Origin of the sequence: Shewanella psychrotolerans, from assembly GCF_019457595.1 — a bacterium.
Lineage (GTDB): Bacteria > Pseudomonadota > Gammaproteobacteria > Enterobacterales > Shewanellaceae > Shewanella > Shewanella psychrotolerans.
In genome coordinates this window covers 3,064,550-3,081,483 of record NZ_CP080419.1, presented here as the reverse complement: position 1 = coordinate 3,081,483, position 16,934 = coordinate 3,064,550, and the positions used below count along the sequence as shown (strand labels likewise).

Sequence of the window (16,934 nt, the reverse complement as noted above, 5' to 3'; positions counted from 1 at the left end):
CACTATTCGGGGCTTTTTAATCTCATTTTAATGAGTGGACTAAAGACGCTCAATCACAGCTTGAGTGAAGTCAGTTGTACCGTGGGTACCGCCAAGATCACGGGTCGTGCGATCTCCTTCTTCAATTACCGCTGACACAGCTTTACGAATCGCTTCCGCTTTATCTGACATGCCTAAATATTCAAGCATTTGAATTGATGCCAAGATCACTGAAGTTGGGTTCGCGAGGTTTTTGCCTGCGATATCAGGTGCACTGCCGTGTACCGCTTCAAAAATTGCGGCATTTTTACCAATGTTGGCGCCAGGAGCCATCCCCAGTCCACCGACAAGACCCGCACAAAGGTCAGATAGGATGTCACCAAATAGGTTAGTGGTAACTATCACGTCGAAGTTTTCTGGATTCATTACCAGTTTCATGCACGTTGCATCCACAATCATCTCTTCGGTAGTGATGTCTGGATAACGTAGACTGACTTCACGAGCAACTTTAAGGAATAGACCCGAAGTTGATTTCATGATGTTAGCTTTATGAACGATAGTGACCTTCTTACGGCCCTCTTTGCGTGCTAATTCATAAGCAAACGTTGTGATTTGTTCTGCACCTTGACGGGTAATGATACTCGTTGCTTCAGCGGTAGCACCATCTTCTGAGATGGTTTGACCTAAACCTGAATACATTCCCTCAGTGTTTTCGCGTACCGTAATAATATCGATATTATCGTAGCGAGCTTGAGTTCCTTTAAAAGAAAGCACTGGACGGACGTTGGCATATAAGCTGAACTTTTTACGCAATGTGACGTTGATTGAGGTAAAACCTTCTCCAACGGGTGTTGTGAGTGGACCTTTGAGCGTAATGCTGTTTTTTTCAATGAGATCAAGCGTACGTTGAGGAAGCAGTTCGCCTTGCTTCTCTAACGCTGCTAAACCAGCATCGGCAAACTCATATTCAAAATCACATCCTGCTTTGTCGAGGATTTTGATGGCTGAGTCGATAATACTAGGTCCAATCCCATCACCAGGGATCACGGTAATTGTTCTTTTTGACATGGAGAGTCCTTCCACGGTTGGTCGTTACTGCTATTGTCTGGCCATGTCGAGCGACACGGTTAATGACTATGAATTTTGTAGAATCTTATCGACTCTATTTTAACTACTTTTACGCAAGTTTTACAGGAAATAGTGAGCAATCTCACGTTTTTTTGTGTAGGCTAACTTGCATTAATAAAGGCTAATGAGGATGATTGAATCTTAAGTGTTAAAAAAGTCTACTTTAGTCTATGAGCGATTGATCTTTCGCGATTGTTGCTGCTCGAATTTATTGACTACCTCGTGTAGCAAGGCGAAGGTTTAGGTGTGCAGTTATTCTCCATCTCGGTTGGTGATATTGTAAAACATAGCTAACACGCTAAGTCTTATAAAGGGTCGTTAGAGTCTTTTACATCATTGAGTAAGAACAAAAACCAAGCTAGAACGATCGACAGTCCCTATTACATCGAGAAAAATCCGTTAATAAAATAATTAAAACGAGGAATACCTTGAAGTCATTACCAATTGCAAGCCTAGCACTGTTTTGTGCCAGCCTCTTATCCCCCTCACTTTTTGCCGCGGATGTCACCCCTGAATCCATTATGAAATTTGAGTCTCTTAATAAACCTGTTATTTCTGCACAAGGTAACGCGTTTGCTGTGGAAGTGGCTCCAGATCGTGGTGATAGCTATGGTATGGTCAAAAGGCTCGATTTAGCTAAGTCATTTGAGGTTCAAGGTGGTTCAAAACCCAAAATGAACCGTACTGGTCGCTTTGCGGCATTTGTTACCGAGCCTGGTTTACTCGAGCGGGAAAAGGCCACAGAAAAACAGCGTAAGAAGTTGAAATCGGGCCTCGTCTTACTCGATACCCAAAGTGGTCAACAGCGTAGTTATCAAAGAGTAAAAGAGTTTGCCTTTAATGATGCGGGTACTCATTTGGCTATTTGGTATGAAGAAGCTGAAGCTAAGTCAGAACCAGAACCAAAATCAGAAGAGCAAACCGCAGATAATAAGTCTTTGAGCAGTACAGAAGAGAAGACTCTCAAAGTTGATGAGTACGATAAAGGACGCAGAATTGAACTGGTTAGTTTAGCCAGCGGTGAAAGCCAAACGATTGAAAATGTGACTGCGTATCACTTTGGTCAGTCGGGCGAGTATGTCGTGCTTGCGCAAAATGATATTGCTACCAATCTACACCGCGTAATCCTTGTTGACCTAAAAAATGATCAACAATCGGTTGTACAGGGCTATGTGGATCAGCAAATAGGCGCTGTTGCCGTTAGTGATCATGCGATGATTTCTTATACCTATGGCGCGGCAAAAGAGGCGCCGTATGGTCGAGAATATCAATTGGCACTACTTGATATTAATAATGGCAAACTGCATCTCACGTCTCAATCTGATGGCTGGATGCTCAATCGTTATACTGAATTAAGATTTTCGGACGATGGCAAGCGCTTGTTCTTTGGTCGAGTGCCTCAAGTGAGTCAGCAGCTCGAATTACCTAAAGTTGATACTGAGGCGGATCTATTTGATCCTTCAATTATTACAGGACAACGAGAACTGCATATTTGGCATGGGGACGATCCTCGTATTAAGCCAAATGAGATCAAGCAGTATAAGAAGGAGCTAAAACGCACTTATTTAGCCGTATTGCATATTGATAGTAAACAGATAGTTCAATTGGCCGATCAGCAAGTTCCTGATGTTGAGATTCAACAGCAACAGCGCTATGTGTTAGCGAGCAGTGATGTTCCCTATTTAAAGATGATCACCTGGGCTGGTTTTTATCGTGACTATTACATTATTGATTTAAACACTGGTCGAAGAGTGCCATTCTTAATTCAGCAGCCTAGCGGTGAAAAACCAATACTTTCGCCAAATGAGCGTTTTGCTGCCTATTATCAGCAAGGTGACATTTACCTATATAAAATTGCGCAAGATACTCGGATTAAGTTAACGAAAGATTTTAAAACGCCCTTTGGGGATGAAGATCATGATTATCCATCAACACCCCCTAGTTACGGTTTTGGTCCTTGGCTAAAAGATGGTTCTGGCTTTTTAGCTTACGATAAATATGATATTTGGCAATTCAACACTGATTCATTGGCCGCCTTTAGAATCACCGCGGCGAAAGGCCGAGAAAATCAGATCCAGTATAGAGTGACTGGGTTATTTGAGGATGAAAACGCCCCTGTAACACTAGATAAAGAGCAAGCTTTGTTGCTGCATGGCTATAACGAACGCACTAAAGCCGATGGTTTTTATCAAGCTAAAGTTGGTGTGTCCGGTGTTGAGCCATTAATGCAAGGTGACTATAAACTTAAGGTGGTCGCGCGCGCAGAAGAGAGTGGTGAAATCTTGTTTTCGAAAGAGCGTTATGATCTCTATCCTGATCTCTACAGTGCTAAATTTGACGCACCACAACAAGCAGTTCGTGAAACAGACTTAGATAGTCAGCGAAGAGCACTCGATTGGGGGCACTCAGAATTAGTCCATTGGACGAATGGCGATGGACAGCCGCTTGATGGTGTATTGATTAAGCCGACGAATTATAAAGAAGGTCAGCGTTATCCTGTCTTGGTCTATTTTTACCGATTTATGAGTGATCGCTTGCATGCGTTTCCACAAATGAAGCTTAACCATAGACCGAATTTTGCGTGGTATGCCGATAATGGTTATGCGATTTTCTTACCGGATATTCGCTTTGAGGTCGGTTACCCAGGGGCGACATCGGTACAAGCATTAACATCTGGTGTGCAAAAGCTAATCGACATGGGGGTTGCAGATAAAGAAGCTGTGGGGATCCAAGGCCATTCTTGGGGAGGCTATCAAACTGCGTTCGCTGTCACTCAAACTCATATTTTTAAGGCTGCGGTTACCGGAGCCCCCGTATCGAATATGACGAGTGCTTATAGTGGTATTCGTCACGGCACCGGTCTTGCGAGGCAGTTTCAATATGAAACGGGCCAAAGTCGTATCGGCGAAAGCCTATTTAAGGCACCGCAAAAATACATAGAAAATTCGCCCATTTTTTACGTTGAACGTATTCAGACGCCAATGATGATCATGTTCGGTGATAAAGATGATGCGGTGCCTTGGGAGCAGGGTATTGAGCTATATTTAGCGATGCGCCGAGCGGGTAAGGATGTGGTGTTTTTGCAGTATGAAAATGAGCCTCATCATTTGAAAAAGTACCCTAATAAGGTCGATTATAGTTTGAGGATGATGCAGTATTTCGATCATTATCTTAAGGGGAAGCCTGCTCCGCAATGGCTAACTCAAGGCGAAGTCTATACTGAGTATAAAAAGCCAGAGTAAGCTTATATCGGTTGGTATAAGTGGTCTTTTTTAGGAAAGCCGGGCAGGAGTTAGCTCGGCTTTTTTGTTATGAAGGAGTTGTTATGGCTGAAATAGATAGTAAAGGTGCTAGAGTCAAATTTCCACCGCCGCTGATTTTTATAAGCTTTATGGCGCTGTTCTATTGGGGAGGCCATTTCTATCCTATTTCTCTCCCTAGTCCAGATTGGCTAAAACTCATTGCTGCAGTGTTGATGACATTAGGGGGGGGCGTTTTATTGCATATTTTGTTTATCTTTAAACGTCAGCAAACCGCTATTGAACCATGGAAACCGACATCGGTGATCATTTCCCATGGCTATTATCGTTATTCGCGAAATCCGATCTATTTAATTTTTTGCCTTTATCCTCTCGGTCTTGGTTGTATGCTTGAGTCATTATGGCTGATGGTGAGTGTCGTTCCTGCCTGTAGTGCTATTTACCTAGTAGCGATAAAGCCAGAAGAGCGTTATTTGCAGCAGAAGTTTCCTAAGGAGTATGGTGAGTACTGTCGCAGAGTGAGGAGATGGTTATAAACAGGGCTGATTTTGCTCAGCCCTGCCACAGACATTTTTATGCACTGACGTCGAGGATACTTGTTGGTTTCTTAGAGGCCAATATGTTGTTTAATATTGGTATAGCTATTGATTTGCGTTATTAACCGTCGATAGCGCTAGCTAAATATTGTTGATACGTATCTTGTCCCCAAGCGATGAGCTTATTGTTTTTAAATAGCAAAGGCGTACATTCATCCCGAGTCGTTTCGCCATCGGATTTAATGTGATGAGTGCGATAGAATAGCACTTGAAGCGTGTCATTATTTATTGTCTTTGCTTCAGAAAAGTCAGCTCGGCCTAGGAGTGTTTTTACTTCATCAACAGGAGTGCCGAGTGTGATTTCAGTTAGCTTGGCCTTGTTATAAGCCTGCCTATCTTCCCAATCCATACTATCGGGCGTCGGCTCATAAACCAAAACAACAACGGCGACAAAGGCGAGATAGGCGGCAAAAACTGAGCCTATTATGACAGGAGCTTTTGATTTCATTGTACTAAACAATCCTTCTGTTTATACGGCATCGGTATGTGTATGTCACTTTGGCAACATGATTTTTACAATATAAAACAGATGAAAAATGGAAGATAGCCTAATAGCGGTTATCGTAAAAAAGAAATAAGTAACCGAATGTTTACGTTGGAGTTGATTGCTTTACTCGATAATTAGCAAGATGTGTATTGAGTGCAATATCAGTTTGTAGTTGAACTAATTTATAGCTTAGTCGGGCAAGCGGCCTACCTTCTTCAAGCTTCTTAGCCTGTTTAGCGCCAATTTTATCTAGGGAGTTATAGATATTAGCTAAGGTTCGAAATGTTTTCAGTAGTTCAGCCGCGGATTTTGGCCCGATCCCTGGTACGCCAGAAATTTTGTTGCCGCTGTCTCCTGCAAGTGCTAAGAAATCGATAAATTGAGTTCGATCGACCGCAAGTTTTTGTTCCCGCTCTTCGATGGTTAATGCCGTTTGATTAAAGTAGTCCCAGCGAGAAATATTAGGGTTTAACAGCTGAGTAAAGCCTTTGTCGGTTGAAACGATAATGGCTTGATTAGATTGGGCAACTTTTACTGCTAGCGTCGCAATAACATCATCGGCTTCGGATTCGGCATTAATTGAATTTATGCCTATTTCACTGAGGCATTTTTTTATATCGTTAAGTGCGTTAGCCAGCGCTTGAGGCATTGGCTTTCGACCTTTTTTATAATCATCGTATAAGCGTTTTCGCCAAGAGATCCCATCTCCATCCCACACAATAACTACGTGGGTTGGAGCATGGGTTTTTAACAGCTTAGAACAAGCACTACGCACTCTTTCTGGCAATCCATTTACATCATTTTCGTTAGGTTGTGCGGCGTGTATTCGCCTTACAAGGTTAAGTCCGTCGATGATTAAAAAGGTGTTCATAGCTGTCTAGGGATCTCGAGTGTTAAGTCACTATCTTATAGCAAGGGATATATTCGCTGCCTGGTAATTTCATGCGTTGTTGGGTCACAAACGCTTGCAATAGTGTATCCATTAATTTCATTAAGTTCTGGTCGCCTTTAAGTTCAAAAGGTCCTTGGTGCTCGATCTCTTTAATGGTGTCCATTTTCACATTGCCCGCGACTATACCAGAAAATGCTCGCCTTAGGTTGGCTGCAAGCTCCGCTTTATTTGGTTGAAAATATAAATTTAAATTATTCATCATCTCATGAGTGGGAATGAATGGTAGTTGAAATTCAGGCTCGATTTTGAGTGACCAGTTATACTGATACGAATCACCTGTATCTTTACGGTACGTTTTAATTTCATCCATGCCGTGGCTCATAACTCTTGCCACGCGGACAGGATCATCAATGATGATCTCGTATTTATTCTGTGCCTCTTCCCCAAGAGTTGCGGCAATAAACTGATCTATTTTACGGAAATAGTCCTCGCTCTCTTTGGGACCCGTTAATATTAATGGAAAGGGGCGAGAAGCGTTTTCTTTATTGAGCAAAATACCCAGTAGATAAAGCAACTCTTCAGCTGTCCCCGCTCCACCAGGAAAGATGATCACTCCATGGCCTAAGCGAACAAATGCTTCGAGTCGTTTTTCAATATCAGGCAGGATGACGAGTTCATTGACAATTTGGTTTGGTGGCTCTGCTGCGATAATACTGGGCTCGGTTAACCCGATATATCGTGCATTTCTTACACGCTGCTTCGCGTGACCAATAGCGGCACCTTTCATTGGCCCTTCCATAGCACCGGGTCCACAACCTGTACAAATATTTAAACTACGCAGGCCGAGTTCATAACCGACTTCACGGGTATATTGATATTCGATAGGGTTGATACTATGGCCACCCCAACAGACCACCACATTAGGCTCCTGACGAGGGAGCACCTGTGCGTTTCGCAGAATATCAAACACAACATTGGTGATGTGATTGGAGTTAGTCAGGTTGATATGCTTGAGATTATCGTAGCGATCACTAATAAAAACGATGTCTCTTAAGACGGAAAATAGATGTTCTTGGATTCCAGCAATGATGCTGCCATCAACAAAGGCGGCTTCTGGTGGATTAACTAATTCAATTTTGATCCCACGTTCGCGCCTCAATACGTTGATATTGAAATTGCGGTATTGTTCGAATAAATCGTGGGCATTATCGGTTTGGGCTCCGGATGCGAGAACGGCTAATGAACAACTGCGAAACAGTTGATAAAGTTCACTACTGGCATTTTGTTTTAGGCGATCTGCTTCCAATTGTGAAAGCTGATCCATACTGCCTCTGGGACTGATATTTACGATCATGACAACTCCTTAGCTGCAGAATTGACTCATGAATATGACGGGGAGATGGAGAAGGTTGCACAACTCATGTGGAGAAGTGCTATACCAAGCGCGTATATGAACCACTCATCTTTGATGGCCTCAATGCGCTTCTACAAGGTATAACCCAATAAATCGTTATTGGTTATACCAGTAGCAACCGATTTAGTTATCAATAAACCGATGATCGATTGGTATTAAGCGTCAATAATCACTCTGTCTCTGCTTTCATGTTTAGCTTTATAGAGTGCTGCGTCGGCTCGTTCAAAAGTTTCACTTATTTGTTCGTTATCAAGAATTTGTGCAGCACCTATAGACACTGTAACTGTAATTCTCTGATTTTTAAACTTAAAAGGAATATTTTTTACTTTTTCTCTTACACGATTCAAAAGCTGTTCTATATCGGTAGCAGAAACATCGGGAATGATTAATACAAATTCTTCACCACCATATCTGGCAACGAATTCTGATTCTCTGAGAGAGTTTTTCAATGCCATTGAGATAACTTGTAGGGTTTTGTCGCCAGTACTGTGGCCAAAACTATCGTTGATTAATTTAAAGTGATCAATATCAGCCACGGCAATCCATAATGGGTGTTTATGGCGTTGGTAGTTACGATACTCTTGATCCATTCGTTCTTCTAAAGCAGCTCTGTTTGGTAACTGAGTTAGCGAATCAAGCATATTGAGCTTTTGTTGTTCAAATAATCGCTCTTTATAGGCATTGGCTTCTTTACTTAACTCATTAAGCTCATCGCGCATGGTTTCCATTGATTTACGCAGTAATGCTTGTTCTCGTTGCTCTAATGCTTCTTTACGACCAAGAGCGGTACGAATCGAGGCAAGTTGCTCGGTAACTTGAAACTTAAGATGATCGATATCATTAATATCAATTATAGCGTCACCGACGTTATCGACTCTCGAGTTAATCTCTCTGTTGAGCTGTTTTTTTAGTTGAAAACTGCGTTGGTTGCTGTTGTAAGAATCACTAACCACTTCTCTAACCGCAGATAATGTATCATTGAGCGCATAGAGGAACTCTTGGGAAGCACTCTTTTCTAAAGCGATATTTTCTAATAGCAGTGAGAGTATGGTTTGATAAGCATCAATCAAGCCCTCAACGTCTATCTCACCGGCTAGGTAGTCTTTGATAACAAGAACTTGGTCGCGTTGAACTTTACGGAATTCTATTTCAGAAATCATCTGGGCTAGTTCGTGGGCGAGCTGGCGATGTTTTGGTAAAACTTCTAGCTTTTCACCTTGTTCTAGCTGTTCTTGTAAAATGGCATCATAGAAGCCAATCAAACGTTCGACTTTAGGGAAATAGTCCCAATAGGTATGAAAAGGTTTGGCGAGATCCTGTTTAAAGTAAGCTATCTCTTTTTTCAGTTTATCTGGTATCGAATTAACACGCTGTAGCTGGCGTATTACCTTTGAAAGACTTGAGCGACCATCCTCTAGCTGGGTCATTACATGGTTATATTGATGCTTAAGGAGTTGTTCTACTTCGACAAGTTCAGGGAGAGCATGTTCGATATATTCAATTGAGCCTAGGTTGTGGCGAAGCTTAGCCAGTTTATTATCTAACTCAATGCTTTGGCCTTTACATGCAAGACTTAGATGGCCGATAAATTGCAACAATGAATGTTGATTTTGTTCTTTTTGTTCGCTTATTTCCGCTAACGCGGTTTTGGCAGAATGAAGTTTCTGCTGTAGTAGCGATACTTGGGAAACGCTTGCCATAGAGTCCTTCATTCTAGACCTTGTAAATATTTTTCAGTGATTCTGATTGACTAAAAATACCCTGCTCTATAAAGACTAGAAGTAGCTGAGTTCTTTTGCTATGTTCAACGCATACGTTAATGGTATCTCATCCATCATGTTATGCAAACGTACTTTAGGCGCTATGTGACCTAGGCTCACAGCTTTTCATCATCTAAACCTATTTGGTTGTCACCGTTATATGGCCATTTAGGCCAGCGAATTAGGCTTTTGTTTCCGTTGCTTTCAACCTTGACCAATCCACGAGTGATCCCTTTTTCTAAATGTAAGTATAGTGGAGTTGAGAAAATTGCAGCAGGGGCAAAGTTTAGTGGTGTTATTGAGACAAAATAGTCTTGTTCATCTCCTAAACTTATTGCTCCTGCTGTCAACATTTGTAAAACGTTGAAATAGACTGTCGGTTCAAATTTAATGTCCGGATTATTCATTAAGGGTAATCTGAGTATTCCGAGATGAAGCCTGGTCTCTTTCAATAATGGTTGGTCATCAACGATAGTACGCAGTTCTTCTAAAACCTTTAGATAATCATTAGTCTGGCTCAGCGTGATTGCAACAACTCCTGGGCGTATTAAGTAGCTGTGATTACATAAGGATTGGTTTAATCCTGTCATCAGTTGTTGGGTCGCACGTTGATTTGGCTCAAGACCTAATTCTATGTCCATATTATGTTTATCGGTGAGCGAGAGCATCGCTATCATTGCGGTTTTTTGTTTTAATTTAAGCTCTTCGATAAAAGCCCTGTATCCAGGTAAATCGGTGACGGGATCTTGGCTGAGTTTATGCCCAATAGTGTGTAAATGTTGATTGGCCGTTTTTTTCCCTCGCCACAGATTAAAACAGACTAACGAGATAAGAAATGTAGCCAATGCGGTAATAATTAAGGCTAAACGAAATTGACTTATCTGTTTGTCGTTCTCTTTCTGTGCCGATTGGATTTGAGCTAACTGTAATTTTAATTTTTGCTCGGCTAAACTGCTAGGGTTGTAGGTTTGCGTCTCTTTATGAACCTTGCTTAGCTGCTCATTGTAATCGATTAGCTGATCTAAGGCGTTGAGTGACTTTTCAATGTCTCCTAATTCCTTTAATGCTTTGGTGCGATACCTTAGCGCTTCTATCATCTGTTCAAGTAAATCTTGCTCTTTTGCTAAAATAAAGGCTTTGGCTGCATAGCTGTTTACCATATTCCAATTTGTAAGGCTTGTGGCCACTTGGGAAATGAGTAGATCATTGTATACAAGGTAATGTTTGCTTTTCTTTTGCAAAAATAGGCTGTTAGCTTTAAGTAGAAAGTCAAGTCCTGTACTAGCCTGATCATTGTTAAAGTAAGCCTCACCTAAATTATGATAGTTCAGTGCTTGTGCGGTTAAATTGCCACGTTTAGCATCAATTTGTTGGGCGTTAAGGTAGTAATCGATAGCTTGATTCCATAAACCCTGTTCGCCATAAACCATGGCTATGACAGTCATGGCGCTAGAGAGGTAATTATCTTTATTGAGGGCTTTAAAATTATCAGCCGCTTTGTGGGCGTATTCTAAAGCTTCATCCCATGCTTGTAGATCTCGATAAACTCTAGCCAGACGTAATGACAGCGTCGCGCTTAAAAATGGCTTATCTAAGCTTTCAGACAGGCGAATGGCTTCACTGTAGTGCTGTAAAGCTTTAGTAAATTGTTCATCTTCATTATAAAACCGTCCGAGTGCCGCCTCTGCTTTGGCGATAAGATAGTTATCTTTGAGTTGGTAAGCGAGTTCTCGGTAGTGGTTAAAATGGTCTAAAGCTTGATTTTTTTGCAGGGTAATACGATAGAGATCGCCTATTTGATAATGAATGTTATGTAGCAGTAAGGTTGTCCGTATATCTTCATCTATCAATGGTTGTTCGAGGCCTTTCTTATAGAGGTCAATGGCCTGTTGATAATCTTGTTTTTCTCTGGCAGTTTTGCGACTTTTAAGCATGGCGAGATAAGCCACGTCATAAGGGGTATCAGCAATGATCTCCAGAGAGTGCAAAATAGTGGTCGCTTTCTCAAGTGCATTTTTGGCGCCGACACCGGGCTCTAAATATAGTCGTGCGAGCCATTGCATCTCCTCTTCGAGTTCTGCGTTGGTAAAACCTTGTTCCTCTGCGATACGGTTAAATTCTGCTTCGCTAGTAAAAGCTAAAGAGAAAGCCAGAGTTTGTGCCATATCTTGATAAAACTGCGGCGCTGATTCGATTAATTTAACTTCTTTACTCAGGATTTGGCTGTCGGATGCCAGCGCTATACTGGCAAAAAAATAGCTTGGCAGTAACAAGGAGTACAGGAAAATGCGCATTGATCTCTCACTACCAGCCCTTTTGGGCTTGTTATGTTTTTAGGATAATGTCCGCAACCTAATGTTAAATCGGGTTATAATGACGAACTTCACATTAAAACAATGATAACAGAAGGAAGCTCGCGTGAAACTAGCTGTTCCGGCGATTTTGATTTTTAATCTCTTGTTAATTACCTCTGCTCATGCAAATGTTAACTACCATATAGACTTAACTACGCCAGACCATCATCTGGCACAAGTTGAAGTGCAATTTCCTCGTACCCAATTATCTGAGTTGGTGGTTAATTTGCCCGTTTGGCGTACGGGCAAATACCAAGTGCTGCCGCTAGCTGACAGTTTGCGTTATTTTAGTGCCAAAGATGAGCAGGGGAATAGTTTAGAGTGGCGCAGAAGTGCCAGCGGTGAGTGGTTAGTTCACTTAACCGAGCCAACAAGCGTGACCATTGGCTACCAGTTATATGCCAATAGTTTGGGCCAGCGTGTCAGTCATATCGATGGGTCACATGCTTATCTGGATGCCAGTGGGGTATTCGTCTACAGTCCTTCATTTCGAGAGCACAAGCTTGAAGTGTCACTCAACGTCCCCCCGCAATGGCGCAGTTATTCTGGGATGAATCGTGGCAAAAATGAACATAGTTTTATTGCAGATAACTACGATATATTAATCGATTCCCCCATTGAAACAGGTATCAACACACATAAGCAGTTTAGTACCGATGGGCGAGATTATGAGCTAGTGATCTGGGGGGAAGGGAACTATGACATAGAGACGATGGTTGAGGATCTCACTAAGCTCAGTGGACAAGCAAAGGCGATTTGGGATGGTTATCCTTTTGAGCGATATGTTTACATGGTACATGCGACGAGTGGGGCAAGCGGCGCAACAGAGCACCTTAATTCAACGGTGATCCAACGTCCTAGATTTAGTTATCGTGAGCGTAAAGACTATCTTGGTTTTATTAAAACAGCGTCCCATGAGTTTATTCATACTTGGAATGTGAAGGCTTATCGTCCTCAGGGGTTAGTGCCCTATGATTATCAGGATGAAGGGATCACCGAGCTGTTGTGGATAGCCGAAGGCTCGACAAGCTATTTTCAGAGTCAGCTTCTCCTTCGTGCGGGCGTTATCACGCCCAAAGAATTTTTAGAGGATCTGGCCAAACGCATCAAGCGTAACCAGAAGACTCCTGGCCGCGAGGTGCAAGCAATTGCCGAGGCGAGTGCAGGGCAGTGGGTCAGTACTGGTGGTGATTATGCCAAAAACCATAGTGCTAATATTTACTCTGAGGGTTATCTCGCCTCATTGTCGTTGGATTTTTCCTTACTCAGTGATACTCAGTTAACGCGGTCATATCGCGACGTGCATCAGCTGCTGTATCGTGATCACCGTATTCCGACAGGTTATACAGTTAAAGACGTGCAGCAGATTTTAAAAAAGTTGACCGGGAAGGATTATACCGACTGGTGGCAATCTCATATCAATCAACCTTTCGTTATCGATTTTGAAACCGTACTTAAGCAAGCCGGTTTAAAAATGAGTTATGGCAGCGACAGTAAAACAATCGCATTTTCGGGCATGGAATTAGCCGATGATGAGTTGCGTTTAAATCATATTTTACGCGATGGACCGGCATGGCGAGCGGGTATCGTTGCTGGTGATGAATTGGTTGCGATTAACGATCTAAAAGTCACGGCTAAAGGTTTTAAGCAGCGAATTAAAGACTTCGCTCCTGGCGATACGATTAAGGTGACGCTGTTTAGTGATCAACGTTTAAAAGAGGTTGAGCTAACGCTAGCACAAGAGCAAAGCGGCAAGCTAGTGCTTGAAAGTGTGGCTAAACCTTCTCTGATGCAAAAGGCATTTTTTAAAGCCTGGTTAGGTATTGAATGGCCTTTTGATTCAAAGGGTAAACTTAAAAGTTAATGGTATGCTTTTTTGAAGTAGTTCTGACGGTTTATCCATAATAGATAGCGTGCTGATAAAAGGCCGATTAACAAAAAACCACCGACAATTCGGTGGTTTTTTATATGATTTTCGCAGCAATAACGTTTCTCTATTATAAACTGTCTTCCATGCCACCAAGTGCTTCGACCAGAGAGTTCATTAGCGCAATAAGCTCGCTGCCCATCAGGGCAAAATCGGCGTCGAGTCTAGCTAGGGGATCTTCAGTGCCTACTTCGTCATTGCCTGCCCTAAACTCTTCGGAGAATTTAAGTCGTTTTATGCCAGCGTCTGATTGCAACACAAAAGCAATAGATTGACCAAAATGCAGCGCTAATTTATGCACCTGCTTACCGACTTCGATATGAGCAAGCACCTCATTTTCAGTGAGATCTTGTTGCTTAAAGCGAACGATCCCGCCTTCGTCTGAGTCTGACTTTAGTTCAGCTTCATCTTGCATCTCAAATGGAGCGGGTGTGCTGTCGGTTTTTAACCAATCGGTTAATTGAGTTTCGATAGGCGTTTTAAAGCTCATCGGGATTACGGGGAGTGAGCCTAAGGCTTTACGTAGCAGTGCTAGTAACTCTTCTGCTTTAGCTGCGCTTGAGCTGTCGACTAAGATCATCTCGATTTCAGGTAAGATTAACGCGTGAATCTGGCTGCGGCGAGAGAAAGCGCGTGGCAGTAAGGTGGTGGTGATCTCATCTTTGAGTGAATCTTTCTCTTTTTTGGCGAGTTTACGATTCTCTTCATCTTCAATTTGAGCGACTTTTTCTTCAAGTGCTTCTTTAATGACTTGTGAAGGAAGGATTTTCTCTTCTTTAGTGGCGCAGATAAGGTGTCTGTCACCAGCGCTATGGACCAATGTTTGTCCCAGTTTGCCTAACGCTTTAGAGAAGCCAAATTTGCTGATGTCCTGGCTTGAACAAGGTGAAAAGGTAAAGTCTTCTAGTGACTTCTCTAGCGCTTCAGTATCGACAGAGAAAGGTTTATTAAAACGATAAACAGTAAGATTTTTAAACCACATGATAGGCGCTCAATCAAAAATAAAGCCGCAGTGTAAGCCATTGTTGGCGTCGGGTAAACCGCTATCGTTTACAGTGAAAACACTATAAAAACCGCCTCTTCGACATAATTCATCAAACTGTAATATTTATATCCGTAGTGCTGTAAGCCTTGTCAGCTGTGGGTTTCGCCATCAATGAACTTGTATTTGTTACTGAGTTTACTTCAGTGGGAAATATATGAAATAAAACTGCAATATAAAAGTTGCACACTTTCGGCCGTCCAAACCAATAACTAAGACGAACAAACGTCGAAAGGATTAAATGATGAACGTTTTTTGTAAAACTCTACTTGCTTCTGCGCTAGCCTCTGCCACTTTAGCCTCTGCACACGCTGCAGATCCTTTGACAGTTTACGGCAAACTAAACGTAACGGCTCAATCTAACGATGTAGATGGTGATGCAACGACGACTATTCAGAGCAACGCTTCTCGCTTTGGTGTGAAAGGGGCTTTCGAGCTAAGCAGCTCGCTGGAAGCTTTCTACACTGTTGAGTATGAAGTGGACACTGGTGATGACGTTAAGGAAAACTTCAAGGCTCGTAACCAGTTCGTTGGTGTAAAAGGTAACTTCGGTGCGGTTTCTGTTGGTCGTAACGACACCATGCTTAAGATTTCACAAGGTAAAGTTGATCAGTTCAACGACCTGTCTGGTGATTTGAAAAACTTGTTCAAGGGTGAAAACCGCATTGAACAAACAGCGACTTATATGACGCCTAATTGGAGTGGTTTTAAGTTAGGTGTGACCTATGCTGCTGAAGGCGCAAGCTCTCAGTATGGACAAGACGGTTTCAGTGTTGCCGCTATGTACGGTGATGCCAAGCTGAAAAAGACCCCAGTATTCGCCTCTATTGCCTATGATGCTGACGTAAAAGGCTATGAAGTTGTTCGTGCCACCATTCAAGGTAAGGTTGCAGGCCTGAAGCTTGGCGGTATGTATCAGCAGCAAGAAGAGACTTATAAGAAAGATGGTTCTGAGGTTGTCGGTGCAGACAGCAAGACGGGTTACCTATTTAGCGCATCTTACACAATTGATGCGGCAGTATTAAAAGGTCAGTATCAAGACATGGAAGATAAAGGTGATTCTTGGTCAGTTGGTATTGATTATAAGTTAGGTAAGCCAACTAAAGTGCTGGCATTCTATACGAACACTTCTATGGAAAGTAAAGATACTGACGATAAATACTTCGGTGTTGGTTTAGAACACAAGTTTTAATGTATGAAGTCAACACGTTAGTGTTTGACCTAATATGGCAAAAGGGAGGCATTTAGCTTCCCTTTTTGTTATCTGTTTTTTGAAGTCGTTTTTAAGTTTTATGACAAAAACAGCAACTTTATGACAATATAGCGCTGTAGTTTCATAATTTTGTAATAAAAAAGTCTAATAATGGACACGTGGGTATTCACTGATAGAAGATCGCATATGACTGCTAGGATTTTGATAGTTGAAGATGAGCTAGCCATTCGAGAGATGGTAGCTTTTGTTTTAGAACAACATGGATTCACGACAACTACAGCAGAGGACTATGACTCGGCATTAGATATGTTGTCGGAACCTTATCCGGACTTGGTTCTGCTCGATTGGATGTTTCCAGGTGGGAGCGGTATCCAGTTAGCCAAGAAGCTACGCCAAGATGAGTTTACTCGTCATATACCGGTGATCATGCTGACCGCACGTGGTGAAGAGGAAGATAAAGTCAAAGGGTTGGAGGTTGGTGCCGATGACTACATTACTAAACCTTTTTCGCCTAAAGAGTTAGTTGCTCGTATCAAGGCGGTAATGCGCCGCAGCGCGCCTACTGCGTTAGAAGAGCCGATTGATGTGCAAGGATTAGTATTAGATCCTGTTAGTCACCGTGTTACGGTGGGAGATCAAGTGCTAGACATGGGACCTACTGAGTTCCGTTTATTGCACTTCTTTATGACTCATCCCGAACGAGTCTATAGCCGTGAGCAACTGCTTGATAATGTTTGGGGGACTAACGTTTACGTCGAAGATCGAACTGTCGATGTGCATATTCGCCGTTTACGTAAGGCGGTAGAGCCATCGAGTCACGACCGTCTTATTCAAACCGTTAGGGGCGCAGGCTACCGCTTCTCCACTCGGCTTTAGTAATTT

At 42.3% G+C, this 16,934-nt stretch carries 12 protein-coding genes; 5 read left to right on the top strand and 7 right to left on the bottom strand.

All coding sequences use genetic code 11. The features are described 5' to 3' along the window. Positions 1 to 39: 39 nt before the first annotated feature. Positions 40 to 1,047 (bottom strand): isocitrate dehydrogenase, encoded by a 1,008-nt coding sequence (locus K0I62_RS13650; protein ID WP_220063518.1) that lies wholly within the window; start codon positions 1,045 to 1,047, stop codon positions 40 to 42. A gap of 488 nt (positions 1,048 to 1,535) precedes the next feature. Between K0I62_RS13650 and K0I62_RS13645 the strand changes: the two genes are divergently transcribed. Together K0I62_RS13645 and K0I62_RS13640 are read left to right on the top strand one after the other, a co-directional pair. Next, entirely contained in the window at positions 1,536 to 4,349 is a 2,814-nt protein-coding gene (locus K0I62_RS13645) for a S9 family peptidase (protein ID WP_220068636.1), read from the top strand. A gap of 83 nt (positions 4,350 to 4,432) precedes the next feature. Beyond that, positions 4,433 to 4,903: a methyltransferase family protein gene (locus tag K0I62_RS13640; protein WP_220068635.1), complete on the top strand. Its 471-nt coding sequence runs from the start codon at positions 4,433 to 4,435 to the stop codon at positions 4,901 to 4,903. A gap of 121 nt (positions 4,904 to 5,024) precedes the next feature. Here K0I62_RS13640 and K0I62_RS13635 read toward each other — a convergent pair whose 3' ends face one another. From K0I62_RS13635 to K0I62_RS13615, 5 genes are all read right to left on the bottom strand, one after another. Continuing rightward, the gene (locus K0I62_RS13635) at positions 5,025 to 5,411 is read right to left on the bottom strand and encodes a DUF3192 domain-containing protein (protein WP_220068634.1); all 387 of its coding nucleotides are present in this window, start codon (positions 5,409 to 5,411) and stop codon (positions 5,025 to 5,027) included. A 142-nt stretch (positions 5,412 to 5,553) separates the two neighbouring features. Further along, entirely contained in the window at positions 5,554 to 6,321 is a 768-nt protein-coding gene (gene xni, locus K0I62_RS13630) for a flap endonuclease Xni (RefSeq protein WP_220068633.1), read from the bottom strand. A 22-nt stretch (positions 6,322 to 6,343) separates the two neighbouring features. Beyond that, the gene (gene ppnN / locus K0I62_RS13625; RefSeq protein ID WP_220068632.1) at positions 6,344 to 7,696 is read right to left on the bottom strand and encodes a nucleotide 5'-monophosphate nucleosidase PpnN; all 1,353 of its coding nucleotides are present in this window, start codon (positions 7,694 to 7,696) and stop codon (positions 6,344 to 6,346) included. Between the two features lie 215 nt (positions 7,697 to 7,911). Continuing rightward, on the bottom strand, positions 7,912 to 9,468 hold the full coding sequence (locus K0I62_RS13620) for a GGDEF domain-containing protein (RefSeq protein WP_220068631.1): 1,557 nt from the start codon (positions 9,466 to 9,468) through the stop codon (positions 7,912 to 7,914). Positions 9,469 to 9,632: 164 nt separating this feature from the next. Further along, the gene (locus tag K0I62_RS13615; RefSeq protein ID WP_220068630.1) at positions 9,633 to 11,810 is read right to left on the bottom strand and encodes a tetratricopeptide repeat protein; all 2,178 of its coding nucleotides are present in this window, start codon (positions 11,808 to 11,810) and stop codon (positions 9,633 to 9,635) included. Between the two features lie 124 nt (positions 11,811 to 11,934). On the opposite strand from K0I62_RS13615, the gene K0I62_RS13610 reads away from it, so the two are divergent. After that, on the top strand, positions 11,935 to 13,734 hold the full coding sequence (locus K0I62_RS13610; protein WP_220068629.1) for a M61 family metallopeptidase: 1,800 nt from the start codon (positions 11,935 to 11,937) through the stop codon (positions 13,732 to 13,734). A gap of 133 nt (positions 13,735 to 13,867) precedes the next feature. Here K0I62_RS13610 and rdgC read toward each other — a convergent pair whose 3' ends face one another. Continuing rightward, positions 13,868 to 14,779: a recombination-associated protein RdgC gene (gene rdgC / locus K0I62_RS13605; protein ID WP_220068628.1), complete on the bottom strand. Its 912-nt coding sequence runs from the start codon at positions 14,777 to 14,779 to the stop codon at positions 13,868 to 13,870. 301 nt (positions 14,780 to 15,080) lie between these two features. Between rdgC and K0I62_RS13600 the strand changes: the two genes are divergently transcribed. Continuing rightward, positions 15,081 to 16,031, top strand: coding sequence for a porin (locus tag K0I62_RS13600; RefSeq protein ID WP_220068627.1), 951 nt, complete (start codon positions 15,081 to 15,083; stop codon positions 16,029 to 16,031). Between the two features lie 207 nt (positions 16,032 to 16,238). Next, positions 16,239 to 16,928 (top strand): phosphate regulon transcriptional regulator PhoB, encoded by a 690-nt coding sequence (gene phoB / locus K0I62_RS13595; RefSeq protein ID WP_220063528.1) that lies wholly within the window; start codon positions 16,239 to 16,241, stop codon positions 16,926 to 16,928. Positions 16,929 to 16,934: the final 6 nt, after the last annotated feature.